Source organism: Serratia sp. PL17 (assembly GCF_017832355.1).
In the GTDB taxonomy this organism is placed as follows: Bacteria; Pseudomonadota; Gammaproteobacteria; order Enterobacterales; family Enterobacteriaceae; genus Serratia.
In genome coordinates this window covers 1,136,045-1,162,998 of sequence record NZ_JAFIBY010000001.1, presented here as the reverse complement: position 1 = coordinate 1,162,998, position 26,954 = coordinate 1,136,045, and the positions used below count along the sequence as shown (strand labels likewise).

Sequence of the window (26,954 nt, the reverse complement as noted above, 5' to 3'; positions counted from 1 at the left end):
AGACAACGGAATATGTCTCTTGAAGCAAATGGTATACCGAATCTGTTTGGCCAGTAAAACGTTTTACTGGCATCAGCATTGTCGCCGCAAAGCGCACGCTGGAATTGTGATTAGCGGCGCATTTTTGCTAGGTAAAACGTTTTATCTTATTTTTACCTAACAGGGCACACACCACTTTTGCACATTTTTTCGCCAGGAGCCGTCGGTTATGCCAGCATCTAAAAAACAAAAAATAACGCTTTGGGAGTTTTTCCAAAGTCTGGGCAAGACATTCATGCTGCCCGTCGCCTTGCTGTCGTTCTGTGGCATCATGCTGGGGATCGGCAGTTCGCTGAGTAGCCGTGATGTCATCACCCTACTGCCGTTTATTGGCCATCCTGCCTTCCAGTTACTGTTCACCTGGATGAGCAAGATCGGCTCTTTTGCCTTCAGCTTCCTGCCCGTGATGTTCGCCATTGCTATTCCATTGGGCATGGCGCGTGAAAACAAGGGCGTCGCCGCCTTCTCCGGTTTTGTCGGGTTCGCCGTATTGAACCTGGCTACCAACTTCTACCTGACCACGACCGGTATTTTGCCTACGACCGATCCGTTAGTGTTGAAAGCCAACAATATCCAGAACATCCTCGGCATTCAGTCGATCGATACCGGGATCCTGGGCGCAGTGATCGTCGGGATTATCGTTTATCTGTTGCATGAGCGCTTCAATACCATTCGCTTGCCGGATGCGCTGGCGTTCTTCGGAGGCACTCGCTTTGTGCCGATCGTCACGACCGTTGTGCTGGGCCTGTGTGGGCTGATTATTCCGTTGATCTGGCCGTGGTTTGCCGCGGGTATCAACGGCCTGGGCTGGGTGATTAACGGGGCCGGCGCTTTTGGACCGATGATCTTCGGCACTGGCGAGCGGCTGCTGTTGCCATTTGGGCTGCATCATATTCTGGTGGCGCTGATCCGCTTTACCGAAGCAGGCGGCACGCTGGATGTCTGCGGTCATACCGTTAGCGGCGCACTGACGATCTTCCAGGCACAGCTGTCCTGCCCAACCACGACCGGCTTTGCCGAAAGCGCGACGCGCTTCCTGTCACAAGGCAAAATGCCGGCCTTCCTCGGCGGGCTGCCAGGCGCGGCACTGGCGATGTACCACTGTGCCAAACCTGAAAACCGCCATAAAATTAAAGGGCTGCTGATTTCTGGTGTGGTGGCCTGCGTGGTCGGCGGTACGACTGAACCGATCGAGTTCTTGTTCCTGTTTGTCGCGCCTTTCCTGTATCTCATCCACGCCATTCTCACCGGGCTGGGCTTTACCGTAATGGCACTGCTGGGGGTAACCATCGGCAATACTGACGGCAATATTATCGACTTTGTCGTCTTCGGCATCCTGCACGGCACCGCCACCAAGTGGTATCTGGTGCCGATCGTCGCCGCCATTTGGTTCGCCGCCTATTACGCCATTTTCCGCTTCTCCATCCAGCGCTTTAACATCAAGACGCCGGGCCGTGAGAGCGAGTCTGCCGGCAGCCAGAGCGCACCTGTCGGCGCGGTCGGCAAATCAGGCTATAACGTGCCGGCTATCCTGGCGGCGCTGGGTGGCAGTGAGAATATTATTTCACTGGATAACTGCATCACCCGCTTGCGCCTGTCGGTTGACGACATGAGCAAAGTGGATGACGCAGCGTTAAAAGCCAATCGCGCCATTGGTGTGGTGCACCTTAACGAGCACAATCTGCAGGTGGTGATCGGGCCACAGGTGCAATCAGTGAAAGATGAATTAGACTCACTGATAGCTGCAGCACAACCTGCTGCACCCTTGCAGGGAGCATCACATGTTTGATTTTTCTACCCCGGTTGACCGGCACGGCACATGGTGCACGCAATGGGATTACATCGCCGACCGTTTTGGCCGCGATGATCTCCTGCCGTTCACCATCTCCGATATGGATTTTGCCACCGCCCCCTGCATTATCGAGGCGCTGCAACAGCGCCTGCAGCATGGCGTACTTGGCTACAGCCGCTGGCAGCATGAGGATTTCCTTGGTGCAGTACGCCACTGGTATCAACAGCGGTTTAATACCGCCATTGACACCCGCATGGCGGTCTATGGGCCATCGGTGATTTACATGGTGGCGCAATTGATCCGCCAGTGGTCAGCACCGGGTGAATGCGTGGTCACTCATACCCCCGCTTATGACGCTTTTTATAAAGTGATCCTCGGCAATCAGCGCCAACTGCTGGCCTGTCCCCTGCATAAGGACGGCAATGATTGGCGGTGTGACATGACACACCTGGAAGCCTTGTTGGCACGGCCGCAAACCAAAGTTTTGTTGCTGTGCAGCCCGCATAACCCTACCGGAAAAGTGTGGCGCGTAGAGGAACTGCAACAGATGGCCGAGCTGTGTGAACGCCACGGTGTGCGCGTGATCAGCGATGAGATCCATATGGATATGGTATGGGGAGAACAGCGCCACACGCCATGGAGCCAGGTTGCCACCACCCCCTGGGCCTTGCTGACGTCGGGTTCCAAAACCTTCAATATACCGGCATTGACCGGCGCCTACGGTTTTATCAGTGAGGACGCTGCACGCGACGCTTACACGCAACAGTTAAAAGCCCGCGATGGATTGTCTTCACCCGCGGTGTTAGCCGTGGCGGCGCATGTTGCCGCTTATCGCCACGGCGAACCCTGGTTGGACGCATTGCGCGATTACCTGCAGGATAACCTGACCTACGTTGCCGAACGGTTGAATCAGGCATTCCCTGCACTGGGGTGGCAACCGCCACAGGCGACCTATCTGGCCTGGATCGATCTGCGGCCATTGGGCATTGACGATCGTCAGTTGCAACAGGTACTGATTGAGCGCGAGAAGGTCGCCATCATGCCCGGTTTCACCTACGGTGAGGAAGGCCGTGGTTTCCTGCGCTTAAACGTTGGCTGTCCGCGCAGTAAGGTCGAGGCCGGAATGGACAAGTTGATCGATGGGCTCACGTTTGTGTTGGACGAGGCATGATCTGACCGACCGGAAGGCAGGTATAAGCCAAATGTCGATCGGTAAGGTCCGATTGGCATTTTTTTATTCGGCCTCTGTAGGCTCAGTGACCCAAGGCCGTGAACATGATGAGATAAGCAGGGTCTTGGGCGCCCTTGAAGACGTCGAACGCAAGAACAACGCATAGGCGAAACCGCCATGGACGGCGGTTTCAGGCGAGACAGGCAGGGACGCCTGTCGTAGCCGGCCGTGATGCGGCGTGATGAAGTGAGAGCCGTTGGCTCAGCCAACCGTCTGAGTGGGCAAAGGCGCGGGTTGCAAGGGACCCCGCCTTGGGTCCCTTGCTCGGTCGAGGCGCATGAGCTGCATAGTGCGTTGTTTGTTTATCGACCGAAAAGAACGGTGAGCTCGCTAAAAATCACCTTACGTGACCAGCATCAGGTATAAGCCTGCCTTTTCTCCTACTTACTGCGCCAACTGCGGGATATCGTCCAAACGGTAATACACCGGCAATCCCCGCTCATTTGCCAGGCGCACGTCGTTATCCGCACCCGCTGAGGCGCCTTCGATGCGGTAAATGGCCTGGCACTGGGCAATCAGCCGGTGGGCCACCGGATACAGATATTCTTCGCAAATAGCGTCACCATGCTGCGTGGAACCGGCCGCTGCGGCCAAGGGTAATGCCAACCACTCACCGATCACTGGCACGTGACCACGCTGGTAGACCGCAAGCGCTGCTTGTTCCAACCGCTGCAAATTCGCGGCAATTCGCTGCGGTTCGCCCTCCGTGCCGCTACGATAAGGACCGGCAATCAAAATCAGTTGAGACTTCATCGTGTATTATCCAACGTGTGATGTAGAGCAACGAACTGCAATAGCATGATGGTTTTGGCATCAACGATTATCCCCTGCCGAATGGCCTGCAACGCTTCCGTTAACGGCAGTTCCAGCACTTCAAGATCCTCGCCTTCGGCTTCCACGCCCCCCCCGTCACTGACTCGGCTGTTTGCGTGGTATTCACCGACAAAGAAATGTAATTTCTCAGTGACCGAACCGGGGCTCATATAAGCCTCGAAGACCTTCTGCACGTGTTGCACGAAATAGCCGGTTTCCTCTTCTGCTTCGGCACGGATGCGTTCTTCCGGTGACGCATTGTCCAGCAGACCGGCAGCGGCTTCGATCAACATCCCATCATGGCCGTTGACGAACACCGGAAAACGGAACTGGCGTGTTAACACCACGGTTTGCGCTTGCCGGTTAAACAGCAAAATGGTCGCACCGTCACCGCGATCGTAGGTTTCACGGCTCTGTCTTTGCCATACGCCATCACGTCGTAAAAAATCGAAGGTGGTTTTTTTCAGCAGATACCAGTCATCGGACAGCACTCGGGTTTCGACAATACGAACCCGATCTTGGGTAGCAGTCATGTTGGTTAACTCCACAACCAGGAAAGGAAATTGATACTATCGTGCATTTTCGTGTATGATCAAGATATTTCGTGCAGTGCAAATTTAACGGGAAAAACCATGCTCACCAGCCAACGTAAAAAAATCATTCTGGAAAAACTGGCCCAAGACGGACAGGTGCTGGCCAAACAGCTCAGCGAGATGTTTGGGCTATCTGAAGACACGCTACGACGCGATCTGCGTGAATTGGACAGCGAAGGTTTGCTGCAACGGGTACATGGCGGCGCACTGCCCGTTTCCCCGGCCATTGCCCCCTTTGCCGAAAGGAATGGGCAGGAGTCTGCCGCCAAACGGGCCATTGCCAAAGCAGCCGCAGCGATGATATCCCCCGGGCAAGTCGTGATCCTGGATGGCGGCACCACCTCCGCCGAATTGGTGAAGCAACTGCCCCCCACGCTGGAGGCCACCATTGTCACCCACAGTCCCAGCGTGGCCGTTGGCCTGGTCGAACACCCCAAGGTTGAGGTGATACTGATCGGCGGGCGGCTGTACAAACATTCGATCGTCAGCGTGGGGGCCGCGGCCGTGGAGGCGATGTCGCATATCCGCGCTGACATCTACTTTATGGGTGTGACCGGCGTACACCCCACCGCGGGCTTGAGCACCGGCGATCTTGAAGAAGCCTATATAAAACGCGCGTTGGCGGCACGAGCGGCAGAAACCGTCGTGTTGGCTTCTGCGGCTAAACTCAATGCCGCCTCACAATATGCCATTGGCGATATCACGCTGGCGCAAAGCGTTATCGTCGAACGTTCAACCGACGCTGCACTGACAGGTCCGTTGGAACAGGCCGGATTGACGGTGATAAGAGCATGAATAAACGTCAACCTTAAAGGACTTAATAAATACGTGGTTATTCAGACTCGCCACGTATTTATTCGCGTTATTCTCTGCGTGTCGGATAAAAATGCGAGAGTTATCACATTTCATTAAACTTATTTTTTGCTGCATCGTCGTTGATGATGAAATAAACCGCTTTAGAGAAAAACAAACATAACGCATTGATTCTTAATTAATAGTAATCACGCACTCGCTAAAACCGCCAAATACAAATGAGACCTCCCTCTCAAAACCATCCCCCTCACTCTACCTGTCAAGCCTAATGACAAAAATATTTGTGATTGTTTTGTGATATCCATTGCAAATTTTACCGATGCCAAAAATGACAATGAGTTCCACAGAACAGGCTGGGGACGGATATATGAAAATTGGTGTAGTAATAAGCGGCGGCGATGTGACAGGTATCAATAGTTTTATTTTCCAGGTCGCTAGGCTAGCGCAGGCCGATATTATTCTGTTTGACGGCGGCATACCCGGATTATTGGCCAACCAGCATCATCCTATTGCCCAGCGTGACTTGGTTGACTTCTCGATTTCATCGATGCCAATAATGTCTTCCGGCCGTACGGCCAAGAAATTGACTTCTGACGAATATGAAACCATTCATAAGCAGCTTAAGGCTTTGCACATAGACGTGCTTATTATGGCCGGTGGCGATGGATCGCTGCAGTTTTTGAATACACTCAGCGAGTTTGGCGTTAACTGTTTCGGCGTAGGGATGACTATCGACAATGACGTTTTCGGCAGTCATTACAGCATTGGTTTTTCTACTGCCTGCGAACAGGTGATAAAAGAAGTCGCCAAACTGAGGAACACCGGGCGTGCCCTGCCTGGGCGCGTGTTTATGATAGAGCTGCTGGGCGGTTATTGCGGGGAATTGACACTGCAATCGGCGATCAAGTCCAATGCGGACTTTGCCCTTATCCCAGAATGCCAATATGCCTTAAATCAGCTGGCAGAAAAAATAACTCAGCGGTTGGAACAGCAAAACAGCGTCATTATTTTGTGTTCCGAAGGCTATACCAAAGAATACTCACCCGGTTTTCAAGGCGCCATCGATACCATGATTAAGCAGCTGGAACCCAAGATTGGTGTGCGCATTCGTAAAACTATTATGGGCTACGGTCTGCGCAATGGAGACCCGACCGGTGAAGAAATTTACCAGGGCACTATTATGGCCAGTGAAGTGGTCAGGTGCATTAATTCAGGCATGAAGAACAAGGCAATCATTATTAATGCCAGCAATCAACCCATTCCCATTGATCTAATCAGTATGCAAAAACGTTTGGTTGATACAGAAGGACACCATTACAAACTCGCCAGGCAATTAAATATAATCTGAGGAGATACCCATGCTTAAAATACTGTGCGTATGTGGCTGTGGCCTCGGCTCCAGCTTTGCCATCGAAATGAGCGCAAGAGCGGTGCTGAAAAAATTAGAGATTGAGGCGGATATTGATCACACCACTATCTCCGAGGCCAGTGCCTTTAAATCAGATATTATTCTTACCCAAAAAACCTTCGCCGATATTTTAAATGCCGATGCCAGCGAAGAAGAAAAGAAACGCGTTATTATTCTGCACCGGCTCACCGATAAGGCAGAAATTGAGCAAAAGATTGTGGCCTTCCTGAAAGAACGCGACATGAAGGAACCCCACCATGAATAGCCTGATTGACTTTATCGTCAAAGACTTATTGGGCCAGGCGTCTATCTTGGTCGCCTTTATCGCCATGCTGGGGCTATTGCTGCAGAAGAAGTCCGTCGGCAAAGTGGCCGAAGGCACCTTCAAAACCCTGCTGGGCTTCCTGATCATGATGGCAGGCATCAACATTATTGTCGGCGCTCTGACCTATTTGAACAGCATCTTCACTCAGGGTTTCGGCATGACCGGCTATATCACCGACGTCGCCGCCATCGCCGGCCTGGCCAACCGCGAGTTGGGCTCAGAGGTCGCGTTAACCCTGATGGTGATTTTCGCGGTGAATATCATCATTGCGCGCATTACCCCGTTCAAATACATCTTTCTGACCGGACAAGCATTGCTGTGGATGGCCACCATCGGTGCGGTAATCGGCTACAAGGCCGGACTCACCGGCTTGCCGCTGGTTTTGACCGGCGGCATATTTGGTGGCGTGATGGCCGTGTTGATGCCTGCGCTGGCCCAGCCGGTGGTACGCAAAATCACCGGTTCAGACGACGTGGCGTTGGGGCATTTTTGCACCATCGGCTACCTGGTACAGGCCGCCGTCGCCAAGGTGGTCGGTAAGGGCTCCCGCTCAACCGAGGACTTGGAGCTGCCCGATAACTTCAAATTCCTGCAGGACACCTACCTGTCGATGGCAGTGGTGATGATCCCGATGTATCTGATCCCGGCGCTGGCTGCCGGTCCGCAGTATATCGCTCAGTATGCCGGCGGCATGAACTACTTGATGTATTCCTTTATGCAGGCCATCCAGTTTGTCGCCGGCGTATTTATCCTCTACAGCGGCGTACGCCTGCTGCTCAATGAGCTGGTACCCGCCTTCCGGGGCATCGCCCTACGGGTTGTGCCGGATGCCAAACCGGCGCTGGACTGCCCGGTGTTGTTCCCCTACGCACCCAATGCGGTGATCGTCGGCTTCCTGGCCACCACCCTTGGCTCAATCATCGGCATGATCGTTTTCCCGATGTTCGGCCTGGCGATGATCCTCCCGGGCCTGCTGACCAACTTCTTCGCCGGCGGCACCGCAGGCATCTTCGGCAATGCGCTGGGGGGCCGTCGTGGCGCCATGATTGGTGGCGTGGTTCACGGCCTGTTTATCACCTTCCTCCCGGCCATTCTGGTACCAATGCTGGAAAGTTATGGCTTTGTCGGCGTGACCTTCAGCGACTCCGACGTCATCAGCAGTGGGCTGGTGATGGGACATGCTTTCCAGGGCAATTGGTTGTTCATCGCCCTGTTCATCGTCTTCGTCACGCTGATTGCGTGGTTTGTTAACGGTAAATCAACCAAGCACCATGAGGAAAAAGTCCATGAAACTCTATAATTTCAACGAGCTGTTGTCCGTGGCCAAAGCCCGTGATTTTAAGGCGATAGGTTCATTTAATCTCCACTGCCTGGAGATGTTACCGGCCTTTTTCAAAGCGGCCAAAAACATGCACAGCCCGTTGATGATCCAGATTTCGACCGGTACCGCCGAGTATTTAGGCTATAAATTGCTGGTTGATTCAGTACGCTCACTGGCTCAGAGCGAGGATGTTCCCACCTGTCTGCATTTGGATCACTGCTCTGACATTGCCTCCATCGAGACGGCGATTGACGCCGGTTTCAGTTCGGTAATGTATGACGGTTCGCACCTGGAAATGGATGAGAATATCGCCAATACCCGTCGCGTGATCGACATTGCACGTCAGCGCAACGTGTCGGTGGAGGCCGAGTTGGGTGCCATCGGCGGCTCTGAAGACGGCAAAGCCGTGGCAGAAGAAGACATTTGTTTTACCACGGTGGAGGATGCCAAACGCTTTGTTGATGAAACCGGGGTCGATATGCTGGCGGTGTCAGTAGGTACCGTTCACGGGCTCTATACCGGCAAAGCACATATTCAGCATCAGCGTCTGGCGGAAATCACCGCGGCCACCGGTACCCCTCTGGTATTGCACGGTGGCACCGGCGTCAGCGATGAAGATATGCGGCGCGCGGTGGCCGGGGGCATAGAGAAAGTTAATGTGGGTACCGAGATGAACGTGCAATGGGTCGATCGATGCAAACACACATTTGAAAAAGGCAAGGTCAATGACAGCGTGCGCAAATTCCTGATCCCCGCCAATAATGCCGTTACCCAGGTATTAACGGAAAAGATCGGTCTGTTTAAATAATCACTGCCCCGCTTTCTTTTTTATAAAACCCACAACCCTGGTGCCCCGGCGCCCGTCGGGGCTGGAAACTTTATGCCTAATTTCTGGAGATGGTTATGTTTAATTTTATGAAGAGCCGGCGGGATAAAGAGCCTAATCCCCATCAACAAGATAATGAAGCCAATGAAATATCAGCCGAAATTGACGCATTGGAGCAGCGACTGGCAACAACACCGGCGGACAGCGAAATTCATAAGACGTTAATGCTGACCTATAATCGCGCGTTAAAGATTTATGCCAAAAATAAAAACCATCGCCAACATATCGATGCTGTTTTTATTAAAATGGATGAGCTGCGCAATATTATCAGGAAGTCTCTCTGAGGGAACATGATGACGATTAAACAACTGTTGATAGAGGCCGGTGCGATACAGGTCGGTGTGCAGGAAACCGACTGGAAAAAGGTCATAGCGTTGGCGGCACGCCCCTTGATCGATAACGGCTATATCCACGCATCCTATTATCAGGCGGTGATCAGCAATACGCTGGCCCATGGTGCGTATTACGTGTTCGACGAAGGCATTGCCATTCCTCATGCGCGGCCAGAGTGCGGCGTGATAAAGAATTGTTTCAGCATGGTGTTGCTCGAGCAACCTATCACCTTCCAGGACAGTGAGGAGGCCGACATCGTCATCTTGTTCGGCGCGACCGACAGTAACAGCCATATCGAAGAAGGCCTGCGCGCAATCGTGGACTTGCTGGATAACAAGCAGCGTCTCGACCAGCTACGCGCCGCAAAACTTTGGCAAGACGTGGTGGAGATATTATGACTTCGACAACAGTGACCGGCGGTAAAACCGTTATTTTGGTCAATGGGGTTCCGGCTTCCGGGAAAAGCACCCTTGCCCACGCGTTGGCACAGCATTTTACTTTGCCTTATCTCTCCCTCGACGGTATCAAAGAGCCTTTTATGGCACGGTTGGGTGACGTTGACCGCGAGCTTAACCGGCAACTGGGTTACGCCGCTTATCAGGCCATCTGGTCGATGGTGGCGCAGGCGCCACTGCGCTGCATCTATGTTATTGATGCCTGGTTCGGCTTTCAGCCCAGAGAACAGCTGAACCAGTACCTGCGCGAGGCGGGCGTGGCCCAGGTATTGGAGGTGTGGAACCAAATATCCGGTGAATTGGCAGCCGAACGCTATGCAGCACGTGCCGGGCAGCGCCCTAAAGGCCACCCTGGAGTGGAATACCTGCCCGAACTGCGTGCGCTGGCCGATCGCGCCATGCCGTTGGCCCTGGGACCGGTGCTCCGTATTGATCAGGCGCAGCCGTTGGATATCAGTCGGGTTAAGCATTGGTTGGCACAGCATGGCATCGGCGAGCATCATGATGAACGCCTCTCAGCATTGAAGGTGGGCTGAAATCTGTTACCTCTATCAACGCGGGGGCTTTTTCTTCAACCTCAGCGCAGAAAAATGGCAATCACTCTCATTAATGTGATTGCCGTCACTTTTTTATGCAACAATATGGAAATTTTCATCAATTTGTTTTTATACTGATCTGCACTTTACCTACAACAAAATAACGAGTGCACATCATGATTGACTCCCGCTTACCGCTGACCGACATCCACCGTCACCTTGACGGTAACATCCGCGCGCAAACCATTCTCGACCTAGGGCGTCAATTTAACCTTGCTCTGCCCGCCAACGATCTCGACGCACTGCGCCCACACGTGCAAATCACCCATGCAGAACCGGATCTGATCAGCTTTTTACAAAAGCTGGACTGGGGCGTAGCGGTCTTGGGCGATGTAGACGCCTGTCGTCGCGTCGCTTACGAAAACGTTGAAGATGCAGCAAATGCCGGCCTGCACTATGCCGAGCTGCGCTTTTCGCCGTATTACATGGCGATGAAGCACCAGTTGCCCGTGGCTGGCGTAGTCGAGGCCGTCATTGATGGCATTCGTTCAGGAACACGAGATTTTGGCATTGATGTGCGTCTGATCGGCATCATGAGCCGCACCTTTGGCGAAGCCGCCTGCTTGCAAGAGTTGGACGGTTTATTGGCACATCGCGACGGCATCACAGCCCTGGATCTGGCCGGTGACGAGCTGGGTTTCCCTGGCAGTCTGTTCCTCAATCACTTCAACCGCGCCCGTGATGCGGGTCTACGCATCACCGTGCACGCAGGCGAAGCCGCCGGCCCGGAAAGCATCTGGCAGGCGATCCGTGAGCTGGGTGCCGAGCGTATCGGCCACGGGGTAAAAGCGATTGAAGATTCGGCGTTGATGGACTTCCTGGCGGAACACGGCATTGGGATCGAATCCTGCCTGACGTCCAACATTCAGACCAGCACCGTGCCTTCTCTGGCGCAACATCCGCTGGCCAAATTCTTGCGTCACGGCGTCATGGCGTCGATCAATACCGACGATCCGGCGGTTCAGGGCATCGAAATTGAACACGAGTACCTTGTGGCGGCGCCACAAGCGGGCCTGACCCCGGCTGAAATCCGTACCGCTCAGGAAAACGGCCTGAAAATGGCGTTCCTCAGCGAGCAGGAAAAACAAGCGCTGCGCGATAAAGTCCGGGCTAATTGAATTGAGCGATGGGCGCTATTTCGCGCCCATTGTGGCTGCTGATAAACCCGCTTAAGGGCTAAACCGGTAGGGGTCGAACATGTTCGACCCGATTTAACCCATTGATTATACAAATGGGCGCAGCATGCAGCGCCCCTTCAATGAAACAACGGAGTATTTTACCCACGTCCTCATTTTTTATTTCGCCGTCAGCACGTCCGCCCGCTGCTTGGCGGTTTTGCGCGCATAGCGCTGCGCTAACACGGCGCACACCATCAATTGCACCTGATGGAAAATCATCAGCGGCAACACCATTGCCCCCACTGCCGCCGCCGGGAACAACACGTTGGCCATCGGGATGCCGTTTGCCAGGCTCTTTTTCGAACCGCAGAACACAATAGTGATCTCGTCAGCCGTACTGAAGCCTAACCAGCGCGCAGCATAGGTATTGATAACCAACACCACCGTCAGCAGCACCAATGACATCACCAAGATGGTCAACAGTGACCAGCCGTCGATCTTGTGCCAAATGCCTTCCACCACCGCTGCGCTAAAGGCGGTATATACCACCAACAGAATCGATGAACGGTCAGTGAGATTGATGAGTTTACGGTGACGATCGACCCATTTGCCGATCAACGGTCTTGCCAGATGCCCCACCACAAACGGCACCATCAATTGCAAAATGATGGAACCAATGGCGTGCAACACGTCAGTATCCCCCCCTTGCGTATGCATCAGCGCCCCCACCAGCAACGGCGAGAGAAAAACGCCAAGAATACTGGATGCCGAAGCGCTGCATACTGCCGCAGCCACGTTTCCACCCGCTGCCGAGGTAAAAGCAATCGCCGACTGGACCGTCGCCGGCAGCGCACACAAGTAAAGGAAGCCCAAATACACCGTGGGTGTCATCAAGCCTGGCACCATCAGGTTCATCGCCACACCCAGCAACGGGAACAGCGCAAAGGTGCTGAGAAACACCATCAAATGCAGCTTCCAGTGGCTCATCCCGGCGATGATCGCCTCACGTGATAACTTGGCGCCATGCATGAAGAACAACAACGCGATAGCAGCAGTGGTCAGGTGATCAAAGAAGGTTTTCCATACGCCTTCACAGGGGAAAACCGAAGCGATAATCACGACCAGAATCAATACCAGCAAAAATTTATCAATACGCAGACGCTGCAACCAGGACATGGATCGGGATCCCTCGAAGAGTAAAGCGGGTTCAGCACGCCGAACCCGGAGAATGAAACGCGACAGTTAGGCTACCGGCAGCGCTTTTTGTTGTTTCGCCGACTCAATGCCTAACTCAATCATTTCCATCACTTTGATGGCATCGGCAGCCGGTACCGGGTTGTCACCCTCACCGTTAATCGCATCGCGGATTGCCGCGTAATAAGCCGGGTAGTTACCAGGGAGGCTCAGCAAGGGTTTTTCCGCCAACACCCCATCGCGTGACAATGTCACGACGCCGTCACGCATATCGTAACCCCAGTCAGCCTGCGGCAGACGCTCGCCTGCCTTCAAACGGTCTTCCTGCGGATCCAGCCCAAATTTGATAAAGCTGCCTTGAGTACCGTGCACGATATAGCGTGCAGTTTCCGCTGCCGCCAGCACCGTGCCATGCAAGACCACGCGACGTTTCCCGTAATTAAGCACCGCGTGGAAATAATCCACCGATTGCGCGCCTGGACGCAGTTCCCCCAGGTCGACAAACAAGGTGTCCGGCTTGCCAAACAATTGCAGTGCCTGGTCGATCAAATGCGGTCCTAAGTCATACCAGATGCCGCTGCCGGCACCGCCTGACTCACGCCAGCGCTGGCGAACCTCCGGCCGGAAGCGATCAAAATGAGACTCGAAGTAAACCACGTCGCCAAGTACACCTTCTTTCAGCAGCGCTTTAAGCGTCAGGAAATCACTGTCCCATCGGCGGTTGTGAAACACTGACAACAACTTGCCGCTTTGCTCCGCCTGTTGTTTCAGTTCCTGTGCCTGTGACAACGTCACGGTAAACGGTTTGTCCACCACCACATGCTTGCCGGCGGCCATGGCCTGCTGTGCCAGCGGGAAGTGAGTATCATTGGGGGTAGGAATGACGATCAGGTCGATAGACGGGTCGTTGAACAGCGCCTGCGGATCGCTGACCACCGTCATAGATGGCCAATCAGCGTGCACTTTACCGGCATCGCTGCTGGATACGGCAGCCAACTCTACGCCCGGCGTACCGACGATCAATGGCGCATGAAAGGTTTTGCTGGCATAGCCGTAACCGACCAATCCAACCCGAATTTTCTCTGCCATGGTGTTTCCTCTTACTGGCTCGCAAAATACTCTTCATCTTTCAAACCACAACCTTGTTGGCTGCTCGTGCTCAACCCCGTCACTTACTTGAGTATGCGCTTGGGAATTCACACGCTTGCCGCCTGGTTGAACGTGAAATCTATCGAGTAGGGACCCATCAGATTTGACACCATGATGCTGGCAGGAACAAGAAGTAAATTTAATGTTAACTTGTAACCGCCAGAGGAGCCGATTCACGCTCATTTCTGGCCGGATAATTAATCTCCAGGCTGCGACGGCGGAAATCACTCGGGCTCACACCCACGCGTTTGCGAAACACACGGGAAAAATAGAGCTGATCGTCATAGCCCACCACCCGCCCGATCGTGGCAATAGATTCTTGTGTGGTCTGCAACAGTAACTTGGCACGGATCACCCGCTGATCTTCCCGCCAACGCAGAATGTTGATGCCCACCTGCTCACGGAATAAGTGCGCCAGCCGTGAAGGCGAGAGGCAGACGTGGCGCGCCACCTCATCAATACGCAACTCCCCGGCCAGGTTGCCGGTAATAAACTGACAGGCTTCAATCACTCGCGGGTCCATGATCCTCTGCGGGCTCAGAGGGTCTTCCTCCATCGCACGCAGCAATAGGCGCTCCAGCAAGTTCATCCCCAGCTCCTCGGCAAACCGACGGCCAGAACGTTGGGTTTGCTCGATATTGGCGAACAGCCGGTCGAACTCCAGCAACAGGTTATTGTTCGGCAGCGTCAACCGCCCGACCTCATGGGTCTTGCTGTGCCACTCCAGCCAGTCGGCCCAGTAGGCCCGTGGACGGAAATACACCCAACGGTGGTACCAGCAATCGCTGTCCGGTGAACGGCCGTAGTAATGCGCCGCTTTGGGCGGGAACAGCAGGAGATCGCCGGGATTACAGTGAAAGGTGTCTTCGCCGTCAAATACCTTGCCCTGACCTTTGATGGTCAGGTTAAGAATATAACCCTTCATGCCGCCTGGGCGGTCGATAAAGAAGTCCAGTGGGCCGTCGGCCATGATCGGCGTCAACCCCGCCACCAAATAGGCGTTAAAGGTATAACCCGGTAACAACGGGTTTGGCTGCGGTTCCTGTGCCATACGATGATACATCTGTCCTCCCGGAACGGCTTAGGTAACGATCCTATAGCTTAGATGCCCGGTGGAAAACGACCCGGGCAGTTAACAGAACTGTGAACAGGGTTCTCGATTTTCTAGACCGTACGTTTGGCCTGTTGTTTGTACCGGTCGAAAATCACCGCGGCCAGCAAGATGACGCCACGTACCACGTACTGCGAGAACGGCGAGATGTTCAACAGGTTCATGGCGTTTTCTACCGTGCCAAGAATCAAGATACCTGCAATCACATAGGAAATTTTGCCAATGCCCCCTTTCAATGACACGCCACCCAGCACGCAGGCGGAGATCACGATCAACTCATAACCGATCGATGTCATCGGCTGGCCGCTGGTCATGCGTGATGCCAGGATGATGCCGGCAGCGGCGGAAACCAGCCCAGACAGCATAAAAATCACGATCTTGGTGCGGACGACGGGCACCCCGGCCAGACGTGCAGCCTCTTCATTGCCGCCAATCGCCAGCGTATTGCGGCCAAAGGTGGTTTTATTGAGCAAGAAACCAAACAAGATCAGGCAGGCGACGGTGATCCAAATCGGCGCAGGTAATCCCAGCCAGTTGGCGTACCCCAAGGTAAAGAAGCGTTCGTCTTCGATACCCACCGCCTTGCCGTCAGAAATGATGTAGGCCAGCCCGCGAAAAATCTGCATGGTTGCCAAGGTGGTGATCAGCGCGTTGATTTTCAGCCGGGCGATCACAAAACCGTTAATCAACCCAGAGACCATGCCCAACAGCAGGCCAGCCGCTACGCCGATCCACAGGCTTTCGGTCATGTTGATCACCACCGCGGTGGTGACGCCTGCACAGGCGATAACTGACGCGACAGACAGGTCAAAATCACCGGAAGCCAGGCAAAACAGCATGCCACAGGCCACCATGCCGGACATGGAAATTGCCAGCCCCAGCCCCTTCATATTGATGAAGGAACCGAAGTTGGGCACAAAGAGCACGCAGGCGATAAACAGCGCCGCGAACACCACTAGCATGCCGTAGCTGTCCCAAATCCGCGCCAGCCCTTGGCCGCTGCGGTTTTTTACGGAATCGGTCGTTAGGGTCGACATCTCTTTCTCCTTCACAATCAGGCCACCGCCGCAGCGGCATCAGGGGCAATATCAGGGGTGCGTAGCATTGCCAGGCTGAGGGCTTTTTCCTCGCTGGCCGTGTTATGCAGTAATTCGCCAGACAAGGCGCCTTCCCGCATCACCAGAATGCGGTCCGCCAATCCCAGTACTTCGGGCAAATCACTGGAAGCGAACAACACCGCAATGCCCTGCTGCGCCAGTTGATAAATAACGTTGTAAATTTCATGCTTGGCGCCCACGTCTATGCCACGCGTCGGCTCGTCCAGCAGGATCACTTTCATCTCTTCGGATAACCAACGGCCGAGAATGGCTTTCTGCTGATTACCGCCAGACAGATTCATAATGAGCTGCTCGGCACTTGGGGTTTTGATGTTCAACGCACGGATGTGGTGTTCGGCATTACTGGCTTCCCAGCCGTTGTTGATCAAACACCCAGCGCGGATGCTGTTACGTCGCGCGCTGATATTGATGTTGTCGCGGACCGAGTGCACCGGGATGATGCCATCTGCTTTACGATCTTCCGGGCACAGCATGATGCCTGCACGAATGGCATCAATCGGTGAACGAATGGCGATCGGTTGTCCATCAAGCATCAGTTGACCACCGCTGATACGCGTAGCACCAAAAATGCCCTTCATCAGTTCACTGCGCCCCGCGCCGACCAGACCGAACAACCCGACGATCTCCCCAGCCCGCACGCTCAAGTCGATCGGGGTTCTGACACCCGGCGCTTTAAGCCCTTTAAGCACTAAACGCTCCGGGCCCAGTTCACGAGGCTGATAGCCATACACATCGCCCAGATCGCGCCCGACCATCGCCTGCACCAGCTGCGCGTTATCGACCTGCCGCATATCATCAAAGGTGCGCACATAGCGGCCATCTTTGAATACGGTAATGGCGTCGCTGAGGGCGAAGATCTCCTCCATACGGTGCGAAACGTACAGGATCACCCGCCCTTCGGCGCGTAACTCACGGATCACGCGGAACAGTTGTTCAATCTCTCTGGCGGACAGCGAACTGGTGGGTTCGTCAAAAGCGATCACCTTGGCATTACGCGCCAGCGCTTTGGCGATTTCCACCATCTGCCACTGGCCGATCGACAGGTATTTCAACGGCGTATCCGGATCGATATCCAGCCCGAGGTGCTCCAGCTGTAGCCGGGATTCGTAGCGCAACAGTTTGCGATCCACCAGCCCGCGCTTGGTCGGTAACTGGCCAAGATAAATGTTCTCCGCCACCGTCATTTCCGGCACCAGATGCAGTTCCTGATAAATAATCGCGACCCCTGCATTCAACGCATCGGTGGTGTTAGTGAACTGTACCGCCCGGCCTTGCAGCTGAATTTCCCCTTGGGTCGGCGCGTAATTGCCGCTGAGAATTTTCAGCAACGTTGATTTCCCGGCGCCATTTTCTCCCATTAGCGCGTGGATCTGCCCGGCCTGACAGCTAAAGCTGATGTCATCCAGTGCCTTTACGCCCGGGAAGGTCTTACCTATGCCTTTAAATGCCAGATACGGCAATGCGGCGCTCATAGCGTTTTCCTCCTGCAGTCAACAATGCCGCCCGGTATAATGCTGCGGGCGGCTCGGGGATTACATCAGGCCTTTTTTCTGCAGTTCGGTTTTGAAGTTGTCACGGGTGATCAACACCACATCCGTCACTTCGGTGAATTTCTGCGGTTCTACGCCTTTTTCGACCCAGTCATGCAACATCTGAATACTCTTGTAACCGTGGATATCCGGGCTTGGCAGCAGTGAACCGTAGAAGCCGGTCGCCTGCCCCTTGGACAATTCACTGACCGCATCCACGCCGTTGATACCAATGCCGATCACGTTCGGCGCTTTGAACCCCTGGCCTTCGGTAGCGCGCACGCCGCCCAGCACGGTGTTGTCATTCATCCCGACAATCAGCCAGTTTTTTACTTCCGGATGCTGCACCAACATTGAGTTTGCGGCGTCAAACGCCCCCGGAATGTCGTTAGATTTGGTCGGTACCCTATAAATCTGCTTTTCTGGGAAGCCGGCAGCCTTTAACGCCGCAATGGAACCCCCGGTACGACGACGGGCGGTGTCCAGCTCATCGGCGGTGATCGCCATCACGGCGGTATCCGGCAGTGTCCAACCGCGCTTGTTCATCTCTTTCCACAACTCCTGGCCCTGGCGCTCACCGATTTTTGTGGCGGCCATCATCACCAAGGGCACAGTGTCCATAGGTTTGCCCTTCGCGTTGACAAACTGGTCGTCCACGGCAATCACCTTCAGGTTGTAACTGCGCGCTTTGGCAACGATCGCCGATCCAAGCTTCGGATCCGGCGTACAAATCACGAAGCCCTTGGCTCCGCTGGCCGCCAGACTGTCGATGGCATTCAGGGTTTTTTCCCCATCCGGCACGGCGATTTTGATCACCTCAAAACCCAGGTCTTTACCGGCCTTGTCCGCAAACTTCCATTCTGTCTGGAACCACGGCTCCTCCGGCTGCTTGACCAAAAAACCCAGTTTCATCGTTTCGGCGATAGCTGAATGTGACATAACGGCCGCCAGACCCAGTGTCGCCAGCGCCTTAGTGAATTTATGCATGATGCTCTCCGCTATTTTGTTCTCTTTGGCGACGAAACCCGCTCGCGGTGAAAACGTTATCATTAGGTTTTATACCGTCGGTATGTCGCATATATCGCGGCAATCACCCACGGCAGGGGTAAGACGGCTTAAGTTTTAGCGGGTATTTGTTACTTAAATGTAGAGCGCTATCACATCCGTGGAATACAGCAGATATGTGCATATATTTAGCGAGTTTCGCCAAGCGCTAACTTATGACAGCCATCACAAAACCACTGCGTGAAGCAGAAAAGTGCATACTTCCAGCCAACGGCTCCTCACCTGCCCACCGCTTCGGCTCCTATGGTTGTCACAGCGTGTTAACACATCAGGAGTCACATCATGACGGCAGGTGCTATTGCCCTGGGATTGGATTTCGGTAGCGATTCGGTACGGGTTTTGGCGGTTGACTGCCAGGACGGTGCGGAGCTGGATACCGAGGTGGTTTATTATCCCCGCTGGCAACGCGGTGAATTCTGCAATGCGGCGGAGAACCGTTTCCGCCATCACCCACTCGACTATATTGAAACCCTGGAACAGGCCATTGTCGGTCTGGTACAACGTATGACCCCGCAGCAACGGTTGCAGGTGATTGGCATTGGCGTTGACTCAACAGGCTCCACGCCGGCGCCGATAGACGAGCAAGGCCAGGTATTGGCGCTGCGGCCAGAATTTGCCGACAACCCAAACGCCATGTTTGTCCTGTGGAAAGATCACACCGCCCTCGAAGAAGCCGACGCCATCAATCGGCTGTGCCGCAGCGGTGAATTCCCCGACTATTCCCGCTATATCGGCGGCGTCTACTCGGCCGAATGGTTCTGGGCCAAGATCCTGCATGTCACGCGCCAAGACGCCGAGGTTCGCCGGGCGGCCGCTTCCTGGGTGGAACTGTGCGATTGGGTACCGGCGCTTTTGTCCGGCACCACTGCCCCACATCAGCTAAAACGCGGGCGTTGCAGCGTGGGCCACAAGACATTGTGGCACCCCGACTGGGGCGGTCTGCCACCAAAAGCCTTTTTTGCTGCCCTCGACCCCATGTTGGTTGAGCACTTGCCTTGGCCACTGTTTGAAGATTGTTACACCGCCGACCTGCCGGTGGGTACCTTGAGCCCTGAATGGGCCACACGCCTTGGATTACCGACGACAGTGGTCTTGTCCGGTGGTGCCTTTGACTGTCATATGGGTGCCGTCGGTGCGGGTGCCCAACCTTATACCTTGGTAAAAGTGATTGGCACCTCTACCTGCGACATCTTGATCGCCGATCGCAAACGGGCAGACGGGCGTGCCATTCAAGGCATTTGTGGCCAGGTCGATGGCAGCGTGGTGCCGGGGTTGATCGGCATGGAGGCCGGACAATCAGCCTTTGGCGATATGTATGCGTGGTTCAGCCGTTTGCTCAGCTGGCCGCTGCGTGAAGCCGCAAAAAATCACCCTCAATTGCGGCCACAGCTGCAAGACATTGAAACGGGGTTACTGGCGGCACTGACCGACGCTTGGGCCAAGGCTCCTTCACTGGACCATCTGCCGGTGGTGCTGGACTGGTTTAACGGCCGTCGCACCCCTTACGCTAACCAGCGGTTGAAAGGTGTGATAGCCGATCTCAATCTCGGTACCGATGCGCCGACCCTGTTTGGCGGGTTTATTGCCGCCACCGCCTTTGGCGCCCGCGCCATTATGGAGTGCTTTGAACAGCAGGAGATCCCGGTCGATAACGTGCTGGCCTTGGGCGGTATTGCGCGTAAATCCACGGCGATCATGCAGGTCTGCGCCGACGTAATGAACCGGCCGCTGCACATTGTTGCCTCCGATCAGTGTTGTGCGTTGGGCGCGGCGATCTTCGCCGCCGTGGCCGCGGGCCGTTTTGGCAGTGTGCCCGACGCCCAACGCCAAATGGCCTGTGACATCGAACGCACCTTACAGCCAGACGCACAGCGTGTCGCTCGCTACCAACAACTTTATCAGCGTTATCAGCAATGGTGCCAGGCCGCCGAGCCACGCTACGCCCAAGATACGTGACGTGGCCCCCCGTTGGCTTCCTGCGCATCCCCGGTCACCTCACCGGGAATGCGCTTAGATACCGACGCAACGCCAACTATTACGGGTATCCGTCCCAACCCGCGGTTCAGCAAATCAGTCCCAATACACAATTCAGGAGTTTTTAATGGACGCATTTAAACAGCGCGAAGTCTGGTTCGCCATCGGCAGCCAACACCTTTATGGCCCGCAAACGTTGCAACAGGTCAGAACTCACGCCGAGCAGGTGGTTGATAGCCTTAACCGCGAAGCCGGGTTGCCGGTAAAACTGGTGCTGAAACCGTTGGTCACCACACCGGATGAAATCACCGCTCTGTGCCGTGACGCCAACTATCAGCCACAGTGCATCGGCATTCTGACCTGGCTTCACACTTTCTCACCGGCAAAAATGTGGATCGCAGGATTATCCATCCTCCACAAGCCCCTGCTGCAGTTCCATACCCAGTTCAACGCCCAGGTCCCTTGGGACAGCATGGATATGGACTTTATGAACCTTAACCAAACGGCTCACGGCGGCCGTGAGTTTGGTTTCATTGGCGCCCGTATGCGTCAACAGCACAGCGTGATTGCCGGCCACTGGCAGGATCCCGAGGCACACCGACGCATCAGCCAATGGATGCGCGCAGCCGCAGCCAAACAGGCCAGCCAGCAGCTGAAAGTGGCTCGCTTTGGTGACAACATGCGTGAAGTGGCGGTGACAGAGGGCGACAAGGTCGGCGCCCAGATCCAGTTTGGCTACTCGGTCAATGCCTATGGTATCGGCGATTTGGTCAGCGTCATCAATGAAGTCAGCCGTGGCGATGTGGATGCGCTGATTGAAGAGTATGAAGCCAGCTATGTGTTAAGTGACGTTGCGAAGATCAACGGGGCAAAGCGAGAGAACCTGATCGATGCCGCGCGGATCGAACTGGGCATGAAGCGATTCCTTGAACAGGGTAACTTCCAGGCTTTCACCACCAATTTTGAAGACCTGCATGGCATGAAACAGCTGCCGGGGCTGGCGGTGCAGCGCCTAATGCAACAAGGTTACGGCTTTGGCGGCGAAGGCGATTGGAAAACTGCGGCCTTGCTGCGCATTCTCAAGGTCATGGCCAGCGGGTTAAACGGTGGCACGTCGTTTATGGAGGATTACACCTACCACTTCCAACCCGGTAACGATTTAGTGGTCGGCTCACACATGCTGGAGGTCTGTCCGTCGATCGCCAAAGAACACAAACCGCTGCTGGATATCCACCCTCTCGGAATCGGCGGCAAGGCCGACCCGGCGCGGCTGATTTTCTCCACCCCGGCCGGCCCTGCCGTTAACGCGAGCCTGATTGACCTGGGCGATCGCTTCCGTTTGCTGGTCAACCAGGTGGACACGGTGGAACAGCCGCATCCACTGCCAAAACTGCCGGTGGCACGTGCCATTTGGCGGGCACAACCCACGCTGGCCACTGCCGCTGAAGCCTGGATCCTGGCGGGGGGAGCACACCATACCGTATTCTCACAGGCGCTGGATGCCGAACTGTTACAACTGTATGCCGAAATGCATAACATCGAGTTTTTGTTAATCGATCAGGCAACCACCCTTCCGGCATTCAAAAATGCGCTGCGCTGGAACGACGCCTACTACCAACTTAACCGCCGTTAGTTTTCCCGCTACCGGCAGCAAAACAGTCTGCCGGTAGCCAAACGCTCCCTGACATCTATACCCCAAATAATTGAAATTGCATCGCGGCGGCAACTCAGCGCATCCCCCGGAGCCAACAAGCAGTATGTGACCGGGGTAAGCGCAGGAAGCCAACAAAGAGGCAGCTTCAAGTATACAGGGTATAACGTGATATTGATGACTAAGCCCGCATTACCCGCTAAGCTATGCGGCTGTCTCATTGAATCATGTCTTACCCAGGAAGCCGTTTATGTCTCAAGCTGAATACACCCGTATCGGCGGTTGGTTGCTGGCCCCAATGGCCTATCTGATCGTCACCCTGCTTAGTGCCAGCCTGATGCTGCTCCTGTATGCCATGGCCATTTTCATGCCGGAATCGCGCGAATACCTGCTGACCAACGCCCAGGCCTTTAGCATGCAGTGGTATTTTTCAGTGCTGACGACGCTGGCGATGTGGTGCTTTACCCTGTGGCTGCTTTGGTTGTTCTGCCACCGATCACTGCGGTTCCCCAAACTCTTCCTCTTGTGGCTGTTGATCACCGTGTTGCTGGCGGTGAAAGCCTTTGCCTTTGCGCCGGTACCGGATGAGTTGGCTGTGCGCAGTTTGGGTTGGCCATTGTTAATGGCGGCGCTGCTGGTGCCTTATATGAAGCGTTCACAACGGGTCAAAGGTACCTTTACCGAGCGCTAACCTCGGCTGTGGCACGTTTTGTGCGAGTTATTGTGTAAATATTCGCCAAAAATGGGCAAAAAGGGCAATAACCCTGCTATCCCTATGTTGTGGTCAGGCCGCCAATTCCCGATAATAGGCGGCTTTTATTTTTTTAGGCATCGCAATGACCGAATACCTGCTCCTGTTTGTCGGCACCGTACTGGTGAATAACTTCGTCCTGGTGAAGTTTCTTGGCCTGTGCCCGTTCCTCGGCGTTTCCAAAAAGCTGGAAAGCGCCATTGGTATGGGGATGGCTACCACGTTTGTTATGACGCTGGCCTCCGTCAGCGCCTGGGTGATCAACACCTTTATCCTGGTTCCGTTGGATCTGGTGTATCTGCGCACGCTGTCATTTATTCTGGTGATCGCCGTCGTGGTGCAATTTACCGAGATGGTTGTGCGCAAAACCAGCCCGGCGCTGTATCGCCTGCTGGGCATTTTCCTGCCGTTGATCACCACCAATTGCGCGGTACTGGGCGTTGCGCTGCTTAACGTCAACCTCGGCTACAATTTCCTGCAGTCTGCGGTCTATGGCTTCAGTGCCGCCGCAGGTTTCTCGCTGGTGATGGTATTGTTCGCTGCGATCCGTGAACGCTTGGCTGTCGCCGACGTACCGGCCCCTTTCCGCGGTTCGTCCATCGCGCTGATCACCGCCGGGCTGATGTCACTGGCCTTTATGGGCTTTACCGGGCTGGTGAAATTCTAATGACCGCGTTATGGATTGCGATTGCGGCATTGAGCGCGCTCGGCCTGTTGTTTGGCCTGGTGCTGGGCTTTGCCGCACGCCGTTTTGAAGTAGAAGAAGACCCCGTGGCCGAGCAGGTCGATGAGATCCTGCCCCAGAGTCAGTGTGGCCAATGCGGTTACCCCGGTTGCCGCCCTTATGCCGAAGCCGTGGCTAACGGTGAGATGATCAACAAATGCGCGCCGGGTGGCGAGCAAGTGATGCTGAAATTAGCCGAGCTGCTCAACGTCGAACCACAGCCGCTGGGTAGCGAAGCCGCTGTCGAGCCTGTACGTCAGATCGCCTATATCGACGAAGCCAATTGTATCGGCTGCACCAAGTGTATTCAGGCTTGCCCGGTGGACGCCATCGTCGGTGCCACCCGCGCCATGCATACCGTCATTACCGATCTTTGTACCGGCTGCGACCTGTGTGTTGCGCCGTGCCCTACCGATTGTATTGAAATGAGACCGGTCGCCACCACTACCGCCAACTGGAAGTGGGATATGAAGACGATCCCGGTGCAAGTGATTCACGTGGAGCAACATGCTTAATTTGTTCGCCGCCTTCAAAAAAGACCGGATTTGGGATTTCGACGGCGGGATCCATCCACCGGAAATGAAGACGCTGTCCAGCGGTGTGCCGCTGCGTGTCGCTCCACTGCCTGACACCTTTGTTATCCCGCTTCAGCAACATCTGGGGCCGGAAGGTGAGCTGTGCGTCAAAACGGGCGATCGGGTACTTAAAGGCCAACCGCTGACCGTCGGCCGTGGCCGCACTGTCCCCGTGCACGCCCCCACCTCCGGTACCGTTAGCGCCATCAAACCGCATATCACGGCTCACCCATCAGGGTTGGCAGAGCTGTGCGTGATCATTGAGCCTGACGGCGAAGACCGCTGGTGTGAGCGCACGCCGGTGGCGGATTACCGCCAACTGGCAACGAACGAACTGATCCAACGTATTCATCAGGCCGGCATCGCCGGGCTGGGCGGTGCCGGTTTCCCGACCGCCAGCAAGCTGCAAGGGGGGATGAACGGGGTGGAAACCCTGATCCTGAATGCCGCAGAATGTGAACCTTATATCACTGCCGATGATCGTCTGATGCAGGAACATGCCGATCAAATTATCGAAGGCACGCAAATCCTGCGTCACCTGCTGCAACCCAAGGTCACCCTGATCGGTATCGAGGACAATAAACCCGAAGCGATCGACGCGTTAAAACATGCGTTACGTGACCAGCCCGGCATTGCCCTGCGCGTGATCCCGACCAAGTACCCTTCCGGTGGCGCCAAGCAGCTCACCAAGATCCTGACAGGCAAAGAAGTGCCGCACGGCAAGCACTCCTCCGCGATTGGCGTGCTCATGCAAAACGTCGGCACCGCCTTTGCGATCAAACGCGCCATTGTCGACGGTGAGCCCCTGATCGAGCGCGTGGTGACCCTGACCGGCGAAGCCCTGAGCCAACCGGGCAACCTGTGGGCACGCATTGGTACGCCAGTGCAACACCTGCTGAAGTTTGCCGGTTTTCAGCCCCAGCCCCAGCAAATGGTGGTGATGGGCGGCCCGCTAATGGGCTTTACCCTCCCCGCGCTTAACGTGCCGATCGTGAAGATCAGCAACTGTATTCTGGCACCGTCTGTCAGTGAAATGGCGCCACAGGAACCCGAACAATCCTGCATTCGCTGCGGCTTGTGCGTTGACGCTTGCCCAGCAGGTCTGTTACCGCAACAGCTTTACTGGTTCAGCCGCGGCGAAGAACACGAAAAAGCCCGCAATCATAATCTGTTCGACTGCATTGAATGTGGTGCCTGTGCGTTTGTTTGCCCAAGCAATATTCCGCTGGTGCAGTACTACCGCCAGGAAAAGGCCGAGATCAAAGCCATCGATCAGGAAGCGGCACGCACGGCGGAAGCCAAGGCACGTTATGAAGCCAAGCTGGCGCGTCTCGAACGTGAAAAACTGGCACGCGAAGAGCGCCACAAGAAAGCGGCGGTCAAATTAACCGATGGCGATCAGGATGCCGTTCAGGCTGCCCTGGCACGGGTTCGCAGTAAGAATGCCGCACCGGCGACGGGCACTATTCGCGGTGACGCGCCGGACAACAGCGAGATGATTGCTGCCCGCGAGGCTCGCAAGGCGCAGGCTCGCGAACGCCGCGCCCAGCAGGAAATAATCCCTACGCCGAGTGCCGCCGCAGAAGGCGATGATCCGCGCAAGGCGGCAGTGGCTGCGGCATTAGCGCGAGTCAAAGCCAAGAAGGCCGCCCAGCAGGTGGACCCGGTTGACGCACCGGCCGAGCCCGTTGCCACAGTGACAGAGGAGGATCCACGCAAGGCGGCGGTTGCGGCGGCATTGGCGCGAGTCAAAGCCAAGAAAGCCGCGCAGCAGGCAGCCCCGGTTGACGCACCGGCCGAGCCCGTTGCCACTGTGACAGAAGAGGATCCGCGCAAGGCGGCGGTTGCAGCGGCCATCGCCCGTGCCAAAGCCAAGAAAGCCGCGCAGCAGGCAGCCCCGGTTGACGCACCGGCCGAGCCCGTTGCCACAGTGACAGAAGAGGATCCGCGCAAGGCGGCGGTTGCGGCGGCCATCGCCCGTGCCAAATCCAAAAAAGCCGCGCAGCAGGCCGCCCCGGTTGACACACCGGCCGAGCCCGTTGCCACTGTGACAGAAGAGGATCCGCGCAAGGCAGCGGTTGCGGCGGCCATCGCCCGTGCCAAAGCCAAGAAAGCCGCGCAGCAGGCAGCCCCGGTTGACACACCGGCCGAACCCGCTGCCACAGTGACAGAAGAGGATCCGCGCAAGGCAGCGGTTGCGGCGGCCATCGCACGCGTCAAAGCTAAAAAAGCCGCGCAGAGTCTGACCACGGCAGAAATGGATAAAGAGTGACGAAATGAGGCGCCTTGCAGGATCCAGGGCGCCTCAATGCCTTATTGTATGTCAGTGTCGCTGGCGACCATGATGAGGCTAGCTGAACCCAATTGACGGCTCCGCTTACAGGGGCGCC

The 26,954-nt window shown here is 55.4% G+C and carries 25 protein-coding genes; 17 read left to right on the top strand and 8 right to left on the bottom strand.

The window, feature by feature from the left end; translation table 11 throughout:
* The first annotated feature begins 208 nt into the window (after window positions 1-208).
* Both malX and JOE25_RS05770 read left to right on the top strand, forming a co-directional pair.
* The gene (gene malX, locus JOE25_RS05775) at window positions 209-1,828 is read left to right on the top strand and encodes a maltose/glucose-specific PTS transporter subunit IIBC (protein ID WP_209633137.1); all 1,620 of its coding nucleotides are present in this window, start codon (window positions 209-211) and stop codon (window positions 1,826-1,828) included.
* Window positions 1,821-3,002 carry a MalY/PatB family protein gene (locus tag JOE25_RS05770; protein WP_209633136.1) on the top strand — a complete coding sequence of 394 codons (1,182 nt, stop codon included), beginning with the start codon at window positions 1,821-1,823 and terminating at the stop codon, window positions 3,000-3,002. Before malX ends, JOE25_RS05770 begins: the two co-directional genes overlap by 8 nt.
* A 444-nt stretch (window positions 3,003-3,446) precedes the next feature.
* On the opposite strand, the gene JOE25_RS05765 is transcribed toward JOE25_RS05770, so the two are convergent.
* Both JOE25_RS05765 and JOE25_RS05760 read right to left on the bottom strand, forming a co-directional pair.
* Window positions 3,447-3,815, bottom strand: coding sequence for an NUDIX hydrolase (locus JOE25_RS05765; RefSeq protein WP_209633134.1), 369 nt, complete (start codon window positions 3,813-3,815; stop codon window positions 3,447-3,449).
* Window positions 3,812-4,408, bottom strand: coding sequence for an NUDIX domain-containing protein (locus JOE25_RS05760; protein WP_209633132.1), 597 nt, complete (start codon window positions 4,406-4,408; stop codon window positions 3,812-3,814). The genes JOE25_RS05765 and JOE25_RS05760 overlap by 4 nt, the downstream gene beginning before the upstream one ends.
* Window positions 4,409-4,507: 99 nt before the next feature.
* Here JOE25_RS05760 and JOE25_RS05755 point away from each other — a divergent pair, with 99 nt between their 5' ends.
* From JOE25_RS05755 to add, 9 genes are all read left to right on the top strand, one after another.
* Window positions 4,508-5,263 carry a DeoR/GlpR family DNA-binding transcription regulator gene (locus JOE25_RS05755; protein ID WP_209633130.1) on the top strand — a complete coding sequence of 252 codons (756 nt, stop codon included), beginning with the start codon at window positions 4,508-4,510 and terminating at the stop codon, window positions 5,261-5,263.
* A 385-nt stretch (window positions 5,264-5,648) separates the two neighbouring features.
* Window positions 5,649-6,629, top strand: a complete 981-nt coding sequence (locus JOE25_RS05750) for a 6-phosphofructokinase (RefSeq protein ID WP_209633128.1) — start codon at window positions 5,649-5,651, stop codon at window positions 6,627-6,629.
* Between the two features lie 10 nt (window positions 6,630-6,639).
* A complete protein-coding gene (locus tag JOE25_RS05745) occupies window positions 6,640-6,954 on the top strand; it encodes a PTS sugar transporter subunit IIB (protein WP_209633126.1) in 315 nt (104 codons plus the stop codon).
* A complete protein-coding gene (locus tag JOE25_RS05740; protein WP_209633125.1) occupies window positions 6,947-8,314 on the top strand; it encodes a PTS sugar transporter subunit IIC in 1,368 nt (455 codons plus the stop codon). The genes JOE25_RS05745 and JOE25_RS05740 overlap by 8 nt, the downstream gene beginning before the upstream one ends.
* Window positions 8,301-9,143 (top strand): class II fructose-bisphosphate aldolase, encoded by an 843-nt coding sequence (locus JOE25_RS05735; RefSeq protein WP_209633123.1) that lies wholly within the window; start codon window positions 8,301-8,303, stop codon window positions 9,141-9,143. Before JOE25_RS05740 ends, JOE25_RS05735 begins: the two co-directional genes overlap by 14 nt.
* 95 nt (window positions 9,144-9,238) lie before the next feature.
* Window positions 9,239-9,505 carry a hypothetical protein gene (locus JOE25_RS05730; RefSeq protein WP_209633121.1) on the top strand — a complete coding sequence of 89 codons (267 nt, stop codon included), beginning with the start codon at window positions 9,239-9,241 and terminating at the stop codon, window positions 9,503-9,505.
* 9 nt (window positions 9,506-9,514) lie between these two features.
* Window positions 9,515-9,952 carry a PTS sugar transporter subunit IIA gene (locus tag JOE25_RS05725; RefSeq protein ID WP_209633119.1) on the top strand — a complete coding sequence of 146 codons (438 nt, stop codon included), beginning with the start codon at window positions 9,515-9,517 and terminating at the stop codon, window positions 9,950-9,952.
* A complete protein-coding gene (locus JOE25_RS05720) occupies window positions 9,949-10,545 on the top strand; it encodes an AAA family ATPase (RefSeq protein WP_209633117.1) in 597 nt (198 codons plus the stop codon). Before JOE25_RS05725 ends, JOE25_RS05720 begins: the two co-directional genes overlap by 4 nt.
* Window positions 10,546-10,721: 176 nt before the next feature.
* Entirely contained in the window at window positions 10,722-11,723 is a 1,002-nt protein-coding gene (add, locus tag JOE25_RS05715; protein WP_209633116.1) for an adenosine deaminase, read from the top strand.
* Window positions 11,724-11,900: 177 nt separating this feature from the next.
* On the opposite strand, the gene JOE25_RS05710 is transcribed toward add, so the two are convergent.
* The 6 genes from JOE25_RS05710 to JOE25_RS05685 form a co-directional block, all read right to left on the bottom strand.
* Entirely contained in the window at window positions 11,901-12,899 is a 999-nt protein-coding gene (locus JOE25_RS05710; protein ID WP_209633114.1) for a bile acid:sodium symporter family protein, read from the bottom strand.
* A gap of 66 nt (window positions 12,900-12,965) precedes the next feature.
* Window positions 12,966-14,006, bottom strand: coding sequence for an oxidoreductase (locus JOE25_RS05705; RefSeq protein ID WP_209633112.1), 1,041 nt, complete (start codon window positions 14,004-14,006; stop codon window positions 12,966-12,968).
* Window positions 14,007-14,211: 205 nt separating this feature from the next.
* Complete coding sequence (araC, locus tag JOE25_RS05700) at window positions 14,212-15,129, bottom strand: arabinose operon transcriptional regulator AraC (protein ID WP_209633111.1); 918 nt, start codon at window positions 15,127-15,129, stop codon at window positions 14,212-14,214.
* Window positions 15,130-15,230: 101 nt separating this feature from the next.
* The gene (gene araH, locus JOE25_RS05695; RefSeq protein ID WP_209633109.1) at window positions 15,231-16,214 is read right to left on the bottom strand and encodes an L-arabinose ABC transporter permease AraH; all 984 of its coding nucleotides are present in this window, start codon (window positions 16,212-16,214) and stop codon (window positions 15,231-15,233) included.
* A 17-nt stretch (window positions 16,215-16,231) separates the two neighbouring features.
* Window positions 16,232-17,767 carry an L-arabinose ABC transporter ATP-binding protein AraG gene (gene araG / locus JOE25_RS05690; RefSeq protein ID WP_209633107.1) on the bottom strand — a complete coding sequence of 512 codons (1,536 nt, stop codon included), beginning with the start codon at window positions 17,765-17,767 and terminating at the stop codon, window positions 16,232-16,234.
* Between the two features lie 60 nt (window positions 17,768-17,827).
* Window positions 17,828-18,811 (bottom strand): arabinose ABC transporter substrate-binding protein, encoded by a 984-nt coding sequence (locus tag JOE25_RS05685; RefSeq protein WP_209633105.1) that lies wholly within the window; start codon window positions 18,809-18,811, stop codon window positions 17,828-17,830.
* 360 nt (window positions 18,812-19,171) lie between these two features.
* Between JOE25_RS05685 and JOE25_RS05680 the strand changes: the two genes are divergently transcribed.
* From JOE25_RS05680 to rsxC, 6 genes are all read left to right on the top strand, one after another.
* Window positions 19,172-20,845, top strand: a complete 1,674-nt coding sequence (locus JOE25_RS05680) for a ribulokinase (RefSeq protein ID WP_209633103.1) — start codon at window positions 19,172-19,174, stop codon at window positions 20,843-20,845.
* A gap of 145 nt (window positions 20,846-20,990) precedes the next feature.
* On the top strand, window positions 20,991-22,496 hold the full coding sequence (araA, locus tag JOE25_RS05675) for an L-arabinose isomerase (protein ID WP_209633101.1): 1,506 nt from the start codon (window positions 20,991-20,993) through the stop codon (window positions 22,494-22,496).
* A 268-nt stretch (window positions 22,497-22,764) separates the two neighbouring features.
* The gene (locus JOE25_RS05670) at window positions 22,765-23,205 is read left to right on the top strand and encodes a DUF2569 domain-containing protein (RefSeq protein WP_037414760.1); all 441 of its coding nucleotides are present in this window, start codon (window positions 22,765-22,767) and stop codon (window positions 23,203-23,205) included.
* 145 nt (window positions 23,206-23,350) lie between these two features.
* The gene (gene rsxA, locus JOE25_RS05665) at window positions 23,351-23,932 is read left to right on the top strand and encodes an electron transport complex subunit RsxA (RefSeq protein WP_004938443.1); all 582 of its coding nucleotides are present in this window, start codon (window positions 23,351-23,353) and stop codon (window positions 23,930-23,932) included.
* Window positions 23,932-24,504, top strand: coding sequence for an electron transport complex subunit RsxB (rsxB, locus tag JOE25_RS05660; protein ID WP_209633099.1), 573 nt, complete (start codon window positions 23,932-23,934; stop codon window positions 24,502-24,504). Before rsxA ends, rsxB begins: the two co-directional genes overlap by 1 nt.
* Window positions 24,497-26,836 (top strand): electron transport complex subunit RsxC, encoded by a 2,340-nt coding sequence (rsxC, locus tag JOE25_RS05655; RefSeq protein WP_209633096.1) that lies wholly within the window; start codon window positions 24,497-24,499, stop codon window positions 26,834-26,836. The genes rsxB and rsxC overlap by 8 nt, the downstream gene beginning before the upstream one ends.
* The last annotated feature ends 118 nt before the right edge of the window (window positions 26,837-26,954 follow it).

What these genes read in the sequence shown, in the direction of transcription:
- malX (WP_209633137.1), top strand. Translation starts at nt 209, where the DNA reads ATGCCAGCATCTAAAAAACAAAAAATAACGCTTTGGGAGTTTTTCCAA.
- JOE25_RS05770 (WP_209633136.1), top strand. Translation starts at nt 1,821, where the DNA reads ATGTTTGATTTTTCTACCCCGGTTGACCGGCACGGCACATGGTGCACG.
- JOE25_RS05765 (WP_209633134.1), bottom strand. Translation starts at nt 3,815, where the DNA reads ATGAAGTCTCAACTGATTTTGATTGCCGGTCCTTATCGTAGCGGCACG.
- JOE25_RS05760 (WP_209633132.1), bottom strand. Translation starts at nt 4,408, where the DNA reads ATGACTGCTACCCAAGATCGGGTTCGTATTGTCGAAACCCGAGTGCTG.
- JOE25_RS05755 (WP_209633130.1), top strand. Translation starts at nt 4,508, where the DNA reads ATGCTCACCAGCCAACGTAAAAAAATCATTCTGGAAAAACTGGCCCAA.
- JOE25_RS05750 (WP_209633128.1), top strand. Translation starts at nt 5,649, where the DNA reads ATGAAAATTGGTGTAGTAATAAGCGGCGGCGATGTGACAGGTATCAAT.
- JOE25_RS05745 (WP_209633126.1), top strand. Translation starts at nt 6,640, where the DNA reads ATGCTTAAAATACTGTGCGTATGTGGCTGTGGCCTCGGCTCCAGCTTT.
- JOE25_RS05740 (WP_209633125.1), top strand. Translation starts at nt 6,947, where the DNA reads ATGAATAGCCTGATTGACTTTATCGTCAAAGACTTATTGGGCCAGGCG.
- JOE25_RS05735 (WP_209633123.1), top strand. Translation starts at nt 8,301, where the DNA reads ATGAAACTCTATAATTTCAACGAGCTGTTGTCCGTGGCCAAAGCCCGT.
- JOE25_RS05730 (WP_209633121.1), top strand. Translation starts at nt 9,239, where the DNA reads ATGTTTAATTTTATGAAGAGCCGGCGGGATAAAGAGCCTAATCCCCAT.
- JOE25_RS05725 (WP_209633119.1), top strand. Translation starts at nt 9,515, where the DNA reads ATGACGATTAAACAACTGTTGATAGAGGCCGGTGCGATACAGGTCGGT.
- JOE25_RS05720 (WP_209633117.1), top strand. Translation starts at nt 9,949, where the DNA reads ATGACTTCGACAACAGTGACCGGCGGTAAAACCGTTATTTTGGTCAAT.
- add (WP_209633116.1), top strand. Translation starts at nt 10,722, where the DNA reads ATGATTGACTCCCGCTTACCGCTGACCGACATCCACCGTCACCTTGAC.
- JOE25_RS05710 (WP_209633114.1), bottom strand. Translation starts at nt 12,899, where the DNA reads ATGTCCTGGTTGCAGCGTCTGCGTATTGATAAATTTTTGCTGGTATTG.
- JOE25_RS05705 (WP_209633112.1), bottom strand. Translation starts at nt 14,006, where the DNA reads ATGGCAGAGAAAATTCGGGTTGGATTGGTCGGTTACGGCTATGCCAGC.
- araC (WP_209633111.1), bottom strand. Translation starts at nt 15,129, where the DNA reads ATGTATCATCGTATGGCACAGGAACCGCAGCCAAACCCGTTGTTACCG.
- araH (WP_209633109.1), bottom strand. Translation starts at nt 16,214, where the DNA reads ATGTCGACCCTAACGACCGATTCCGTAAAAAACCGCAGCGGCCAAGGG.
- araG (WP_209633107.1), bottom strand. Translation starts at nt 17,767, where the DNA reads ATGAGCGCCGCATTGCCGTATCTGGCATTTAAAGGCATAGGTAAGACC.
- JOE25_RS05685 (WP_209633105.1), bottom strand. Translation starts at nt 18,811, where the DNA reads ATGCATAAATTCACTAAGGCGCTGGCGACACTGGGTCTGGCGGCCGTT.
- JOE25_RS05680 (WP_209633103.1), top strand. Translation starts at nt 19,172, where the DNA reads ATGACGGCAGGTGCTATTGCCCTGGGATTGGATTTCGGTAGCGATTCG.
- araA (WP_209633101.1), top strand. Translation starts at nt 20,991, where the DNA reads ATGGACGCATTTAAACAGCGCGAAGTCTGGTTCGCCATCGGCAGCCAA.
- JOE25_RS05670 (WP_037414760.1), top strand. Translation starts at nt 22,765, where the DNA reads ATGTCTCAAGCTGAATACACCCGTATCGGCGGTTGGTTGCTGGCCCCA.
- rsxA (WP_004938443.1), top strand. Translation starts at nt 23,351, where the DNA reads ATGACCGAATACCTGCTCCTGTTTGTCGGCACCGTACTGGTGAATAAC.
- rsxB (WP_209633099.1), top strand. Translation starts at nt 23,932, where the DNA reads ATGACCGCGTTATGGATTGCGATTGCGGCATTGAGCGCGCTCGGCCTG.
- rsxC (WP_209633096.1), top strand. Translation starts at nt 24,497, where the DNA reads ATGCTTAATTTGTTCGCCGCCTTCAAAAAAGACCGGATTTGGGATTTC.